Annotated in this window: 13 protein-coding genes; 6 read left to right on the plus strand and 7 right to left on the minus strand. The window is 70.3% G+C overall.

Going from position 1 to position 13,076, the window contains the following annotated elements:
* Nucleotides 1-61: 61 nt before the first annotated feature.
* Both ACZ53K_RS26265 and ACZ53K_RS26270 read right to left on the minus strand, forming a co-directional pair.
* Complete coding sequence (locus ACZ53K_RS26265; RefSeq protein ID WP_468841041.1) at nucleotides 62-328, minus strand: protealysin inhibitor emfourin; 267 nt, start codon at nucleotides 326-328, stop codon at nucleotides 62-64.
* A gap of 61 nt (nucleotides 329-389) precedes the next feature.
* Entirely contained in the window at nucleotides 390-1,454 is a 1,065-nt protein-coding gene (locus ACZ53K_RS26270) for a M4 family metallopeptidase (protein ID WP_468841042.1), read from the minus strand.
* 302 nt (nucleotides 1,455-1,756) lie between these two features.
* On the opposite strand from ACZ53K_RS26270, the gene leuA reads away from it, so the two are divergent.
* The 4 genes from leuA to ACZ53K_RS26290 all read left to right on the plus strand — a co-directional run bounded on the left by leuA (nucleotide 1,757) and on the right by ACZ53K_RS26290 (nucleotide 6,236).
* Nucleotides 1,757-3,538 (plus strand): 2-isopropylmalate synthase, encoded by a 1,782-nt coding sequence (gene leuA, locus ACZ53K_RS26275; protein WP_468841043.1) that lies wholly within the window; start codon nucleotides 1,757-1,759, stop codon nucleotides 3,536-3,538.
* A 250-nt stretch (nucleotides 3,539-3,788) separates the two neighbouring features.
* Nucleotides 3,789-4,514, plus strand: a complete 726-nt coding sequence (locus ACZ53K_RS26280) for a TerB family tellurite resistance protein (protein WP_468841044.1) — start codon at nucleotides 3,789-3,791, stop codon at nucleotides 4,512-4,514.
* 60 nt (nucleotides 4,515-4,574) lie between these two features.
* Nucleotides 4,575-5,321, plus strand: coding sequence for a DNA repair protein RecO (gene recO, locus ACZ53K_RS26285; RefSeq protein ID WP_031001959.1), 747 nt, complete (start codon nucleotides 4,575-4,577; stop codon nucleotides 5,319-5,321).
* A 96-nt stretch (nucleotides 5,322-5,417) separates the two neighbouring features.
* Nucleotides 5,418-6,236: an isoprenyl transferase gene (locus ACZ53K_RS26290; RefSeq protein ID WP_468841045.1), complete on the plus strand. Its 819-nt coding sequence runs from the start codon at nucleotides 5,418-5,420 to the stop codon at nucleotides 6,234-6,236.
* A gap of 78 nt (nucleotides 6,237-6,314) precedes the next feature.
* Here the strand turns inward: ACZ53K_RS26290 and ACZ53K_RS26295 are convergent, their stop codons facing one another.
* The 4 genes from ACZ53K_RS26295 to ACZ53K_RS26310 all read right to left on the minus strand — a co-directional run bounded on the left by ACZ53K_RS26295 (nucleotide 6,315) and on the right by ACZ53K_RS26310 (nucleotide 9,580).
* Nucleotides 6,315-6,743 (minus strand): Fur family transcriptional regulator, encoded by a 429-nt coding sequence (locus ACZ53K_RS26295; RefSeq protein ID WP_031001961.1) that lies wholly within the window; start codon nucleotides 6,741-6,743, stop codon nucleotides 6,315-6,317.
* A gap of 99 nt (nucleotides 6,744-6,842) precedes the next feature.
* Nucleotides 6,843-7,751: a metal ABC transporter permease gene (locus tag ACZ53K_RS26300; protein WP_468841046.1), complete on the minus strand. Its 909-nt coding sequence runs from the start codon at nucleotides 7,749-7,751 to the stop codon at nucleotides 6,843-6,845.
* A 16-nt stretch (nucleotides 7,752-7,767) separates the two neighbouring features.
* Entirely contained in the window at nucleotides 7,768-8,541 is a 774-nt protein-coding gene (locus ACZ53K_RS26305) for a metal ABC transporter ATP-binding protein (RefSeq protein ID WP_468841047.1), read from the minus strand.
* 55 nt (nucleotides 8,542-8,596) lie between these two features.
* Nucleotides 8,597-9,580, minus strand: coding sequence for a metal ABC transporter substrate-binding protein (locus ACZ53K_RS26310; RefSeq protein WP_468841048.1), 984 nt, complete (start codon nucleotides 9,578-9,580; stop codon nucleotides 8,597-8,599).
* 199 nt (nucleotides 9,581-9,779) lie between these two features.
* Here ACZ53K_RS26310 and ACZ53K_RS26315 point away from each other — a divergent pair, with 199 nt between their 5' ends.
* Nucleotides 9,780-11,162, plus strand: a complete 1,383-nt coding sequence (locus tag ACZ53K_RS26315; protein WP_468841049.1) for a glycine--tRNA ligase — start codon at nucleotides 9,780-9,782, stop codon at nucleotides 11,160-11,162.
* A 108-nt stretch (nucleotides 11,163-11,270) separates the two neighbouring features.
* On the opposite strand, the gene ACZ53K_RS26320 is transcribed toward ACZ53K_RS26315, so the two are convergent.
* Nucleotides 11,271-11,678: a hypothetical protein gene (locus ACZ53K_RS26320; protein WP_468841050.1), complete on the minus strand. Its 408-nt coding sequence runs from the start codon at nucleotides 11,676-11,678 to the stop codon at nucleotides 11,271-11,273.
* A 175-nt stretch (nucleotides 11,679-11,853) separates the two neighbouring features.
* On the opposite strand from ACZ53K_RS26320, the gene ACZ53K_RS26325 reads away from it, so the two are divergent.
* Nucleotides 11,854-13,065, plus strand: coding sequence for a sensor histidine kinase (locus ACZ53K_RS26325; RefSeq protein WP_468841051.1), 1,212 nt, complete (start codon nucleotides 11,854-11,856; stop codon nucleotides 13,063-13,065).
* Nucleotides 13,066-13,076 lie beyond the last annotated feature (11 nt).

Genomic DNA, 13,076 nt, shown 5'->3' on the forward strand with positions numbered 1-13,076 from the left:
CGCCGCGTCAAGGTGTCAAGAGACGTGAGCGAAACGGGAGTTGTGGCCAAGGAATGACCGGTCAGCTGCCCTCCTTCAGGACTCTGGTGATCAGCTTGCGCTGTTCGGTGGTGAGCCGGGGGTCCGAGGCGTAGACCGTGTTGCCGTCGATGGTGATCTGGTAGCTGAAACCGTCGGGGACGCCGACCGGGGGCGTGCCCCGGCCGGCGGCGGCTGCCTGCTCGGCCAGGGCGTGCCATTCCGCGGCATCGGGGAGGCCGGAGGTGTCGACCTCCGCGTGGCGCTCGATGCCGGCGAAGCCGCCGGTGCGTCGTACTTGAATCCGCATGACGGACTTCCTACCCAGTGGGGTGCGGGGAAACGGACAGAACGGGCCAGATGGTGGCGGATCAGTTGGTGGGGACGCCCACCTGGGACCACGCCTTCAGAAGGGCCTGGAGGACGTCGCCCTCACCGTACTTGGTGCGTGCGGTGGCGACGGTCAGGCGGGCGAAGTCGTCGAACTGGGCGTCCTTGTCGAGTTCGCCGCCGGTGAGCGTGTCGTACCAGATCTGGCCCGCCCGCTCCCACGCGTTGCCGCCGAGGTCCGTGGCGAGCAGGTAGAAGGCGTGGTTGGGGATGCCGGAGTTGATGTGCACGCCGCCGTTGTCGCGGGAGGTCTTGACGTAGTTGTCCATCGTCGCGGGCTGCGGGTCCTTGCCCAGGACGTCGTCGTCGTACGCGGTGCCCGGGGCCTTCATCGAGCGCAGCGCCTCGCCGGTGACGTTGGGGCCGAGCAGTCCGGCGCCGATCAGCCAGTCGGCCTGGGAGGCGTTCTGGCCGAGCGCGTACTGCTTGATCAGGACGCCGAAGACGTCCGACATGGACTCGTTGAGCGCGCCGGACTGGCCGAAGTAGTCCAGGTTGGCGGTGTGCTGGGTGACGCCGTGGGTCAGTTCGTGGCCGATGACGTCGACCGGGATGGTGAAGTCGAGGAACAGGTCGTTGTCGCCGTCGCCGAAGACCATGCGCTGGCCGTCCCAGAAGGCGTTGTCGTAGTTCTCGCCGTAGTGGACGGTGGCGTTCAGCGGCAGGCCGGAGTCGTCGATGGAGTGCCGGCCGTAGACCTTCAGGTACAGCTCGAAGGTGGCGCCGAGGCCCGCGTGCGCGCGGTTGACGGAGGCGTCCTTCGAGGGTTTGTCGGCCTCGGAGTGCACCTTCTTGCCCGGCAGCACTTCCTGGCGCTTCGCGTCGTAGATCGTGCGGTTCGGCTTGTCCGACGGGGTGCCGGTGGGCGCGCCGAGGCCGCGGACGGTGGTGATGCGGCGGCGGGTGCGCTGCAGGGCGTCATGCTCCAGGGTGCTCAGGGCGCGCTGGGAGCGGTCCGCGTCCTCCAGCTGGGACAGGTGGTCGAGGACGTGGGGCGGCACGATCGTGCAGAAGACCGGGTGGGCCGGAGCGGTTTCAGGGTTCATGCACGGCAATGTGGCACTGGGTCATCAGCGTGTCACTCCCTGCCGCCATGATTCCTGAAAACGTGTGGTTGATCGCGAGAAAGGGGTTACCCGAGCCCGGTCCCGCATACTGATACGGGGCCGCCGATTCCGCGGCACCTCGGCTAGGGTGCTGAGCATCATGCGTTACGGGCTGCTTCTCCTTAGCTGCCGCGGCGAGGGTCTGTTGTCGTAGGCCGACCCCCTCCCCGCGGGATTCGGTGTTGCGATTTTCGCCCCGTCGGCCTCTCCCCCCGCGGACAAACGAGGAGCCCCGCGCCACCATGACGAATCCGTCGATTCCCGCTGAGAACAACTCCGTCGGCCGCCCCACCCCCCTCACCAACGCGACCCGCACCCAGAAGCCCTCCGGCCTGCCGGTCCACCGGTACCGCGGCTACGACGCCGTCGACATCGCCGACCGCACCTGGCCCGACAACCGGATCACCCAGGCGCCCCGCTGGCTGTCCACGGACCTGCGCGACGGCAACCAGGCGCTGATCGACCCCATGTCGCCGGCCCGTAAGCGCGAGATGTTCGACCTGCTGGTCAAGATGGGCTACAAGGAGATCGAGGTCGGCTTCCCCTCGTCCGGCTCCACCGACTTCGACTTCGTACGGTCGATCATCGAAGAGGGCGCGATCCCCGAGGACGTGACGATCTCCGTCCTCACGCAGGCCCGCGAGGAGCTGATCGAGCGGACCGTGGAGTCGCTGCGCGGCGCCCACCGGGCCACCGTCCACCTGTACAACGCCACCGCGCCGGTCTTCCGCCGGGTGGTCTTCCGCGGCTCGCGCGAGCAGGTCAAGCAGATCGCGGTGGACGGTACGCGGCTGGTCGTGGAGTACGCGGAGAAGATCCTGGGCCCGGAGACGGTCTTCGGCTACCAGTACAGCCCGGAGATCTTCACCGACACCGAGCTGGACTTCGCGCTGGAGGTCTGTGAGGGCGTGATGGACGTCTGGCAGCCCGAGGAGGGCCGCGAGATCATCCTGAACCTGCCGGCCACCGTCGAGCGCTCCACGCCCTCCACGCACGCCGACCGCTTCGAGTGGATGTCGCGCAACCTGTCCCGGCGTGAGCACATCTGCCTGTCCGTGCACCCGCACAACGACCGCGGTACGGCGGTGGCCGCCGCCGAGCTGGCGATCATGGCCGGTGCGGACCGGATCGAGGGCTGCCTGTTCGGGCAGGGCGAGCGCACCGGCAACGTGGACCTGGTCACCCTGGGCATGAACCTGTTCAGCCAGGGCGTGGACCCGCAGATCGACTTCTCGCAGATCGACGAGATCCGCCGCACCGCCGAGTACTGCAACCAGATGGAGATCCACCCGCGCCACCCGTACGCGGGCGACCTGGTCTACACCGCCTTCTCCGGCTCCCACCAGGACGCCATCAAGAAGGGCTTCGAGGCCATGGAGGTCCAGGCCGCGGAGCAGGGCAAGAGCGTGGACGACCTGGAGTGGGCCGTTCCGTACCTGCCCATCGACCCCAAGGACGTCGGCCGCTCCTACGAGGCCGTGATCCGCGTCAACTCGCAGTCCGGCAAGGGCGGCATCGCGTACGTCCTGAAGAACGACCACAAGCTGGACCTGCCGCGCCGGATGCAGATCGAGTTCTCCAGGACCATCCAGGAGAAGACCGACGCCGAGGGCGGCGAGGTCACGCCGGACGCGATCTGGTCGGTCTTCCAGGACGAATACCTGCCGACCCCGGAGAACGCCTGGGGCCGGATCGCGCTGCGCAGCGCGCAGACCTCCACGACGACCGAGGGCACCGACGCGCTGACCGTCGAGGTGGTCGTGGACGGCGCCGACACGGTCCTGACCGGTACCGGCAACGGTCCGCTGGCGGCGTTCTTCGACGCGCTGCACGCCATCGACGTGGACGTACGGCTGCTGGACTACGTCGAGCACACGATGAGCGAGGGCGTCGGCGCCCAGGCCGCCGCATACATCGAGTGCGCGATCGGCGACAAGGTGCTGTGGGGCGTCGGCATCGACGCGAACATCGTGCGTGCCTCGATCAAGGCGGCCGTCTCCGCGGTCAACCGCGCGAGCCGCTGATCACCGGGCCGTTGTGCGGCCGGTGCCCCCGGCCCCCGGGCCGGACCGGCACCCGGGCCGCACACCGGCTGTGACCTGCGATGTACCGAGCGTCCCCCGGCTCTCTCCGCGAGCGCCGGGGGGCGCTTGGGTGTTCAACCGGTTTAAACGGCCGTCTTGTCCGGTCCGCACTACTGACGTCGCATCATGGATGTGGCTAACATCACGTCAACGCGGCAAAGATGCCGGAGCGTTACGGAGGGTCGACGTGATGCACAAGCTGGCTGTGATGGGTGTGCGGACGTCCTGGCGCACCGTCGCCGACGGCGAGTTCTTCTGCCCCGAGTGTGGCGGGGACCGCAACTACCTCCGGCGGACCGGTCGCCGCCGTCTCACCGTCCTCGGAGTGCCGCTGCTGCCGCGCGGCACCGCGGGCCCGGTCGTCGAGTGCTCCGCCTGCCGCGGCCACTTCGCCTTGGACGCCCTGGACCACCCCACCACCACCCGCTTCTCGGCGATGCTCAGGGACGCCGTACACACCGTCACGCTGGCCGTGCTGGCCGCCGGCGGCACGGCCTCGCCCGGGGTGCGCAGCACCGCGGTCGGCACGGTGCGCGCGGCGGGCTTCGCGGACTGTACGGAGGACCAGCTGCTGACGCTGCTCGCCGCGCTCGCCGCCGACACCGGCCGGCTGCCCGGCGCGCACGACGGCGCCCTGTCGCGGGCCGCCTCCGGGAGCGTCGGCCGCCCCGGCGGCGGCCTCGACCCGTGCGGTACGGCGCTGGCCATAGAGCTGCACGAGGCGCTGGAGCCGCTGGCCCCGCACCTGGCTCCGACGGGCCGGGAGTCGCTGCTCCTCCAGGGCGCCCGGATCGCCCTCGCCGACGGCCCGTACCTCCCGTCCGAGCGCGAGGTGCTGACCACCGTGGGCGCGGCCCTGCTGCTGTGCCCGGACGACACCGCCCGGCTGCTGGCGGCGGCCCGCACGCCGTCCTGACCGAGGCGGTACGGACCGGCGGGGGCCGGAGCTCCCGCCGGGTGCGCGAGAATGGACCGCATGAGTCTGTTCCGCGATGACGGCATTGTGCTGCGTACCCAGAAGCTGGGCGAGGCGGACCGGATCATCACGTTCCTCACGCGCGGTCACGGCCGGGTCCGGGCCGTGGCCCGGGGCGTACGCCGTACGAAGTCCAAGTTCGGCGCGCGGCTGGAACCGTTCTCCCACGTCGACGTGCAGTTCTACGCCCGCGGCAGCGAGCTGGTCGGGCGCGGCCTGCCGATGTGTACGCAGAGTGAGACGATCGCCGCCTACGGCAGCGGCATCGTCACGGACTACGCCCGCTACACCGCCGGCACGGCCATGCTGGAGACCGCCGAGCGGTTCACCGACCACGAGGGCGAGCCGGCCGTGCAGCAGTACCTCCTGCTGGTCGGCGGACTGCGCACGCTCGCGCGCGGCGAGCACGAGCCGCACCTGGTGCTGGACGCCTTCCTGCTGCGCTCGCTCGCGGTCAACGGCTACGCCCCCAGCTTCGACGGCTGCGCCAAGTGCGGCCTGCCCGGCCCGAACCGGTTCTTCTCCGTGGGCTCCGGCGGCGTGGTGTGCGGCGACTGCCGGGTGCCCGGCAGCGTCGTACCCTCCTCCGAGGCGATCGGGCTGCTGGCGGCGCTGCTGTCCGGCGACTGGGCGACGGCGGACGCGTGCGAACCCCGGCACGTCCGGGAGGGCAGCGGGCTGGTCGCGGCGTATCTGCACTGGCACCTGGAGCGCGGCCTGCGCTCACTGCGGTACGTGGAGAAGTAGATAGGCTCAGCAGTTCGGGGGCGAGCGCCCGCCCGCAGACGGCGGCGGCTCGGACCCGACCCCACCACGCACGACGGCATAGGAGATGTGGACCGGATGGCACGACGCGGATTCCTGGGGCGCGGCCGACGCGAATACGAGACGCCCGAGCCGCACCCGTCCGGTGCGCGTCCCCCGAAGATCCCCGGCGAACTCGTCCCGAACCACGTGGCGATCGTCATGGACGGCAACGGCCGCTGGGCCAAGGAGCGCGGGCTGCCCCGTACCGAGGGCCACAAGGTGGGCGAGGGCGTCGTGCTCGACGTGCTCCGGGGCTGCATCGAGATGGGCGTCAAGAACCTGTCGCTGTACGCCTTCTCCACGGAGAACTGGAAGCGCTCGCCCGACGAGGTCCGCTTCCTGATGAACTTCAACCGGGACGTCATCCGCCGCCGCCGGGACGAGATGGACGCGCTGGGCATCCGTATCCGCTGGGTCGGCCGGATGCCGAAGCTGTGGAAGTCCGTGGTGCAGGAGCTCCAGGTCGCCCAGGAGCAGACCAAGGACAACGACGCCATGACGCTGTACTTCTGCGTCAATTACGGCGGCCGGGCGGAGATCGCGGACGCGGCGGCGGCCATCGCCGCGGACGTGCGGGCCGGGAAGCTGGACCCGTCGAAGGTCTCCGAGAAGACCGTCGCCAAGTACATGTACTACCCGGACATGCCGGATGTGGACCTGTTCGTCCGGCCGTCCGGTGAGCAGCGCACGTCCAACTACCTGATCTGGCAGAGCGCCTACGCCGAGATGGTGTTCCAGGACATTCTCTGGCCGGATTTCGACCGGCGGAACCTGTGGGACGCCTGCCTCGAATACGCCAAGCGGGACCGGCGTTTCGGCGCCGCCCCGGAGGCGGAGTCCGTGCCGCAGCAGTAGAAGTCCGAGTACGAAAGCGGCCGGGCCCCTCGCTCAGGGGCCCGGCCGCTTTCGTGTCGCCGCTGTGGGCGCTCCGCGTCAGGCGGAGCCGGCGGCCGCCTTGGCCGCGCACTCACCGCACGTACCGAAGATCTCGATGGTGTGCCCGACGTCCTGGAAGCCGTGCTCGGCGGCGATCTGGTCCGCCCACTTCTCCACGGCCGGGCCCTCCACCTCGACGGCCTTGCCGCAGTTGCGGCACACCAGGTGATGGTGGTGGTCGTCGGTGCTGCACCGCCGGTAGACGGCTTCGCCGTCGTTGGTCCGCAGTACGTCGACCTCGCCCGCGTCGGCGAGGGACTGCAACGTCCGGTAGACCGTGGTCAGCCCGACCGAGTCCCCCCGGTGCTTGAGCATGTCGTGCAGTTCCTGCGCGCTGCGGAACTCGTCCACCTCGTCCAGTGCCGCTGCCACGGCGGCCCGCTGCCGCGTCGACCGGCCGCGCACCGGAGATCCAGCGCTCGCCACCGTTGCCTCCCTAGGTCTCGGGACGTCCCCCTGCACATCAGTCCGGCCATTGTGCCAGGTGATGACCGGAGCCCGGGTGCAACGCTTACGAGTGCGTACCTATCCCTTGGCCCCTTGCACGCTGACATCGTCGCCGGGGGAGCGGCTGCGGGGCACGTCCAGAGTGCACTGCCGGGCGGCCTCGGCCGCGGCCCGCGCGCGCTTTCTGGCCAGCGGCGCGGCCAGCGCCGCCATCAGCGCGAAGACCACGATGGCCAGCAGCACGATGCTCGCGCCGGGCGGCACGTCCACGTAGAAGGAGAAGACCGTACCGGAGAGGGTGACGACCACTCCGATGGCGACGGACAGCGCGAGGGTCATCGCGAAGCCGCGGGTGGCCTGCTGCGCGGCGGCCACCGGCACCACCAGCAGTGCGCTGACCAGCAGCAGGCCGACGGCGCGCATCGCGACCGTGACGGTCAGCGCGGCGGTGACGGCGAGCAGCAGGTTCAGCCACCGCACGGGCAGGCCCATGACCCGGGCGAACTCCTCGTCCTGGCAGACGGCGAACAGCTGCCGGCGCAGTCCGAGGGTGACGGCCATCACGAAGGCGGCCAGTACGCAGGTGACCGTGACGTCCTCGGCGGAGACGCTGGTGATCGAGCCGAAGAGGTAACTGGTGAGGTTGGCGGTGGAGCCGCCGGGCGCCAGGTTGATGATCAGCACGCCGCCGGCCATACCGCCGTAGAAGAGCATCGCCAGCGCGATGTCCCCGCGCGTACGGCCCTTGGAGCGCACCAGCTCCATGACGATCGCGCCGAGCGCGGCGACCAGCACGGCCATCCACACCGGCGAGGTGCGCAGCAGGAAGCCCAGCGCGACACCGGTCAGCGCGACATGGCCGATGCCGTCGCCCATGATCGCCTGGCGGCGCTGTACGAGGTAGATGCCGACGGCCGGCGCGGTGACGCCGACCAGGAGGGCGGCCAGCAGCGCGCGCTGCATGAAGGCGTAGTTCAGGAGATCCATGTCAGGTCAGTCCGTCTCAGGTCAGCAGCCCGGTCCGGACCGGCTCGGCGGCCGGGTCCGCGTGCGGGTGGACGTGGTCGTGGCCGGGGAGGGCATGCTGGCCGACCGCCTCGGGCGGCGGGCCGTCGTGCACCACACAGCCGTCGCGCAGCACCACCGCGCGGTCGATCAGCGGCTCCAGCGGGCCCAGCTCGTGCAGGACGAGCAGCACGGTGGCGCCCGCCGCGACCTGCCCCCGCAGCGTCTCGGCCAGCACCTCCTGGCTGGCCAGGTCGACGCCGGCCATCGGCTCGTCCATGATCAGCAGCTCGGGGGCGGCGACCAGGGCGCGGGCGATCAGCACCCGCTGGTGCTGGCCGCCGGAGAGCGCCTCGACGGAGTCCTTGGCGCGGTCCGCCATGCCCACCAGGTCCAGGGCCCGGTGGACGGCGTCCCGGTCGGCCTTGCCGGGCCACTTGAGCTTCGTGCGGGAGAGCCGGCCGGAGGAGACGATCTCGCGGACGGTGGCGGGCACGCCGCCCGCCGCGGTGGTGCGCTGTGGGACGTACCCGATGCGCGCCCAGTCCCGGAACCGGCGCTGCGGGGTGCCGAACAGCTCCAGCTCGCCGCTGGTCAGCGGCACCTGGCCGACCACCGCGCGGACCGCGGTGGACTTGCCGGAGCCGTTGGCGCCGAGCAGGGCCACCACCTCGCCGCGCCGTACGGTCAGGTCGACGCCGCGCAGGACGGGGCGTGCGCCGAGCGCCGCACCCGCCCCGCGCAGCGATATGACCGTGTCCTGGTCCTTCATGGCCGCGTCCTCCCGTCGTGCCGTACGTGACTGTCCCGCTGTGCCGTCCGCCCGGTCACTTGGCGCCGAGCGCCTTCTGCAGCGCCGCGAGGTTGGCCTCCATGACCTGGACGTAGTCCTTGCCCTGGGACTTTTCGGTGATCCCTTCGATGGGGTCGAGCACGTCGGTCCTGACGCCGAGGTCCTTGGCGAGGGTCTCGGCCATCGCGGGGCTGGTGAGCGTCTCGAAGAAGACCGTGTTGACGTGGTGGTCCTTGGCCAGCTTCTGCAGTTCCTTCATGCGGCTGCCGCTGACGTCGCTCGACTCGGGGTCGATGCCGTTGATGGCTTCCTCGGTCAGGCCGTAGCGCTCGGCGAGGTAGCCGAAGGCGGCGTGGGTGGTGATGAAGGTGTCCGACTTCTTGTTCTTCAGCCCGTCCTCGAACTTCTTGTTCAGGTCGTTCAGCTTCTTGACCAGATCGTCGGTGTTACGGGCGTAGTCCGCCTTGTGTGCCGGGTCGGCGTCCGCGAGGGTCTTGCCCACTCCCTTGGCGACCTGGGCGAACTTCACCGGGTCGAGCCAGATGTGCGGGTCGTTGCCGTCGGCTTCGTGATCGTGGCCCTCGTGCTCGTCGTGCCCGGTGCCGTTGTCGCCGGTGGTGTGGTCGTGGCCGTCGACCTCGGAGCCGTGCTTCTTCAGGTCGGTCAGGGACGCCGCGTCGACGGTGTGCTGCACACCGGACTGCTGGACGGCCTTGTCGACGGCGGGCTGGACGCCCTTGAGGTAGACGATCGCGTCCGATTCGCCGAGGTCGGCGATCTGCCGGGGGCTGAGCTCCAGGTCGTGCGGCTCGGTGCCGGGCTTGGTCAGGTCGCTGACCTGGACGTGGTCCTTGCCGATCTCCTTGGCGAGGAACTCCATCGGGTAGAACGACGCCGTCACGTTCAGCCTGCCGTCACTCTTGCCCCCGCCGGAGTCGGTGCAGGCGGACAGCGCCAGCATGCCGAGGACGGAGGCTCCGGCTATGACGGCGGTGGGTATGTGACGTCGTACGTTCATGACACTCATTTTCAACAAAAGTGGAAACGATTGTCAACAAGGGGTCTCGCGGCGGGCGGCCGGGGAACCGATTTGATCCGGGGGGCAGGGCCGCCGGTAACCTGAGTTATTCGCCCGCGCGTATCCCGACCGCCGCCCCTCGTCGAGGCGCAGGGCGCCGCCTTGTCCACCCGTTCGTCGTCGCAATGAAGAGAGCACCGTGGCCGCCGACAAGATCGACACCATCGTCAGCCTGAGCAAGCGCCGTGGCTTTGTATACCCGTGCAGTGAGATCTACGGTGGCCAGCGCGCCGCCTGGGACTACGGTCCGCTCGGCGTCGAGCTCAAGGAGAACATCAAGCGCCAGTGGTGGCGCTCCATGGTCACCTCGCGCGACGACGTGGTCGGTCTCGACTCGTCGGTGATCCTGGCCCCCGAGGTGTGGTCCGCCTCCGGCCACGTCGCGACGTTCACCGACCCGCTCACCGAGTGCACCTCCTGCCACAAGCGGTTCCGCGCGGACCACCTGGAAGAGGCGTACGAGGCCAAGCACAACCGGCTGCCCGAGAACGGCCTGGCCGACGTCAACTGCCCGAACTGCGGCAACAAGGGCCAGTTCACCGAGCCCAAGCAGTTCTCCGGCCTGCTCTCCACCCACCTCGGCCCGACCCAGGACAGCGGCTCCGTCGCCTACCTGCGCCCCGAGACCGCGCAGGGCATCTTCACCAACTTCGCCCAGGTCCAGCAGACCTCCCGCAAGAAGCCGCCGTTCGGCATCGCGCAGATGGGCAAGTCCTTCCGCAACGAGATCACGCCCGGCAACTTCATCTTCCGCACCCGCGAGTTCGAGCAGATGGAGATGGAGTTCTTCGTCAAGCCGGGCGAGGACGAGCAGTGGCAGGAGTACTGGATGGAGCAGCGGTACAACTGGTACCGCGACCTCGGCCTGCGCGAGGAGAACATCCGCTGGTACGAGCACCCCGCCGAGAAGCTCTCGCACTACTCCAAGCGCACCGCCGACATCGAGTACCGCTTCCAGTTCGGCGGCTCGGAGTGGGGCGAGCTGGAGGGCGTCGCCAACCGCACGGACTACGACCTGTCCTCGCACGCCAAGGCGTCCGGCCAGGACCTGTCGTACTTCGACCAGGAGGCCGGCGAGCGCTACACCCCGTACGTCATCGAGCCGGCGGCCGGTGTCGGCCGCGCAATGCTCGCCTTCATGCTCGACGCGTACAACGAGGACGAGGCGCCGAACGCCAAGGGCAAGATGGAGAAGCGCACGGTGCTGCGCCTCGACCCGCGCCTGTCGCCGGTCAAGGTCGCCGTGCTGCCGCTGTCCCGCAACCCGCAGCTCTCGCCGAAGGCCAAGGGCCTGGCCACGGACCTGCGCAAGAACTGGAACATCGACTTCGACGACGCGGGCGCCATCGGCCGCCGCTACCGCCGCCAGGACGAGATCGGTACGCCGTTCTGCGTCACCGTCGACTTCGACACCCTGGACGACAACGCGGTCACCGTGCGCGAGCGCGACACGATGAAGCAGGAGCGGGTGTCGCTGGACCAGATCCAGTCGTACCTGGGCGGGCGCCTGCTGGGCTGCTGACGTCAGACGGTTTTTGGCGCATCGGCCGGGCTGGGGAATCCCAGCCCGGCCGATGCGTGTGCGCCTGGACCGGGAAGATCAAGCCCGGCCGGCGATTGAGGCCGTCTTTCACCGGCCCGCCCGCGCCGCGAGCAGCGCACAGAGCACCGCCAGCGGCAGCTCCGCGCCGGCCGCCATGGCCACGGCGCCCACCAGCTCGCTGCCCGGCCCGGCCGTCGCCACGTCGACGCACGCGTCGGCGGCGAGCAGGAGCGCGGCGGCCGCGGCAGCGGCCCGGTGGCCCGGCCGGCCCGCCATCAGCCGGACGCCGGCGGTCATCAGACAGGCCGCCTCCACCGCGTCCAGCGCCACCCACGCCGCCGCCTCCGCGGGCGGCAGAGTCCCCGCGAGGTAGCCCATCCAGGGCAGCAGGGCCAGCCCGGCGCCGGCCAGGACGCGGCCCGCCCAGGTGCGGCGGCTTGCTGTCAGGGTGAACGGGCGGGCTTCGTAAGGGGAGTTGGCGGCGATGAGCGCCATGAGTGTGCCTCTTCCGGGCCGGGCCGGCCCGGGTCTCGGGCTCGTGATCCACTCTTCCGGCGAGGGCGGCCGCGGTCAGTAACGCCCGTTTCCGACCTGGGGTGGCACTGGTTGCACCCCAGGAGCGGAAAGTGGCTTCATCGCCGCTCGCCGGACCCCCGCATACCGTTGGATCATGAACATTCCGCCGCGGCTGCGCCGTACGCTCGCAAGGCTGCGACGTGACCTTCTCTTCATGGGCGCCGGGGTGCTGTTGCACGGCATACCGCCCCTGTTGTGCTTCTGGGCGTGCCTGCACATCGCCGACATCCTCGGGCCGGGGACCACCTGGGGAACCCTGGGGCTGCCGATCCCGGTGACGCTGCTCGTCATCTCCGCCTACGGCCTGACCGAGGCCCAGCGGTGGCGCTTCCGGACACTGTGCGGCGTGGACCTGCCAAGGTTGCGTTTTCATGAGGGCAAGCGGCAGTGGGCCTACAACTGCCTGATCGGGCCGCTCTTCGGGGTGCTCGAATTGCTTCTGCTCGCGGCTCTCGCGGCGGCCCTGACGGCGGCGACCAGCTTGCTGTGGGTCGGGACGATCGGGTGGCAGTGGCGGATTGACCACCCGGGGGTCTGGACCTGGGCCGGGTACGCCACGGCCGTTGGCCTGCTGGTCCTGGCCGCCGTCCCCGCCCTGGCCGGCGGCCTCGTACGGCTGGAGAACATCGTCGGCCGCGCCGTCCTCTACGTCAGCCGCTCCGAGGAACTGGAACGGCGGGTCGAGGACCTGACCGAGAGCCGGGCCGGTGCGGTCGACGCCGCCGACGCCGAACGCCGCCGTATCGAACGGGACCTGCACGACGGCGCGCAGCAGCGGCTGGTCGCGCTCGCGCTGAACCTGGGCCTGGCCAAGGCCACGCTCAAGGACCTGCCGCCCGAGGCGCGGCAGGTCATCGAGGAGGCGCACCGCGAGGCGAAGGAGTCCATCGAGGAGCTGAACAGCCTGGTGCGCGGACTGCACCCGGCGGTCCTGGACGAACTCGGCCTGGACGCCGCCTTGTCGGGGCTGGCGGCCCGGGCGCCGCTGCCGGTGCGGCTGTGGACGGACCTGCCCGTACGCGCCGCGCCCGCCGTCGAGGCGGTCGCCTACTTCGTCGTCTCCGAGGCCCTCAACAACGTGGCCAAGCACGCGGAGGCGACCCGGGCCGAGGTGACCGTGACCCGCCTCGGGGAGATACTGCGGGTGGTCGTCTCCGACGACGGGGTGGGCGGTGCCGATCCGGCCCGGGGGAGTGGTCTGAAGGGACTCGCCCAGCGCGTGCGCTCCGTGGACGGGGCGTTCCGGATGAGCAGCCCCGTCGGGGGCCCGACCACCATGACCGTGGAGTTGCCGTGCACGACCTGACACCCGCCGTA

The organism is Streptomyces sp. NPDC033221 (assembly GCF_055577005.1).

Coding starts and splice junctions, on each gene's coding strand:
- ACZ53K_RS26265 (WP_468841041.1), bottom strand. CDS start 328: ATGCGGATTCAAGTACGACGCACCGGCGGCTTCGCCGGCATCGAGCGC.
- ACZ53K_RS26270 (WP_468841042.1), bottom strand. CDS start 1,454: ATGAACCCTGAAACCGCTCCGGCCCACCCGGTCTTCTGCACGATCGTG.
- leuA (WP_468841043.1), top strand. CDS start 1,757: ATGACGAATCCGTCGATTCCCGCTGAGAACAACTCCGTCGGCCGCCCC.
- ACZ53K_RS26280 (WP_468841044.1), top strand. CDS start 3,789: ATGCACAAGCTGGCTGTGATGGGTGTGCGGACGTCCTGGCGCACCGTC.
- recO (WP_031001959.1), top strand. CDS start 4,575: ATGAGTCTGTTCCGCGATGACGGCATTGTGCTGCGTACCCAGAAGCTG.
- ACZ53K_RS26290 (WP_468841045.1), top strand. CDS start 5,418: ATGGCACGACGCGGATTCCTGGGGCGCGGCCGACGCGAATACGAGACG.
- ACZ53K_RS26300 (WP_468841046.1), bottom strand. CDS start 7,751: ATGGATCTCCTGAACTACGCCTTCATGCAGCGCGCGCTGCTGGCCGCC.
- ACZ53K_RS26305 (WP_468841047.1), bottom strand. CDS start 8,541: ATGAAGGACCAGGACACGGTCATATCGCTGCGCGGGGCGGGTGCGGCG.
- ACZ53K_RS26310 (WP_468841048.1), bottom strand. CDS start 9,580: ATGAACGTACGACGTCACATACCCACCGCCGTCATAGCCGGAGCCTCC.
- ACZ53K_RS26320 (WP_468841050.1), bottom strand. CDS start 11,678: ATGGCGCTCATCGCCGCCAACTCCCCTTACGAAGCCCGCCCGTTCACC.
- ACZ53K_RS26325 (WP_468841051.1), top strand. CDS start 11,854: ATGAACATTCCGCCGCGGCTGCGCCGTACGCTCGCAAGGCTGCGACGT.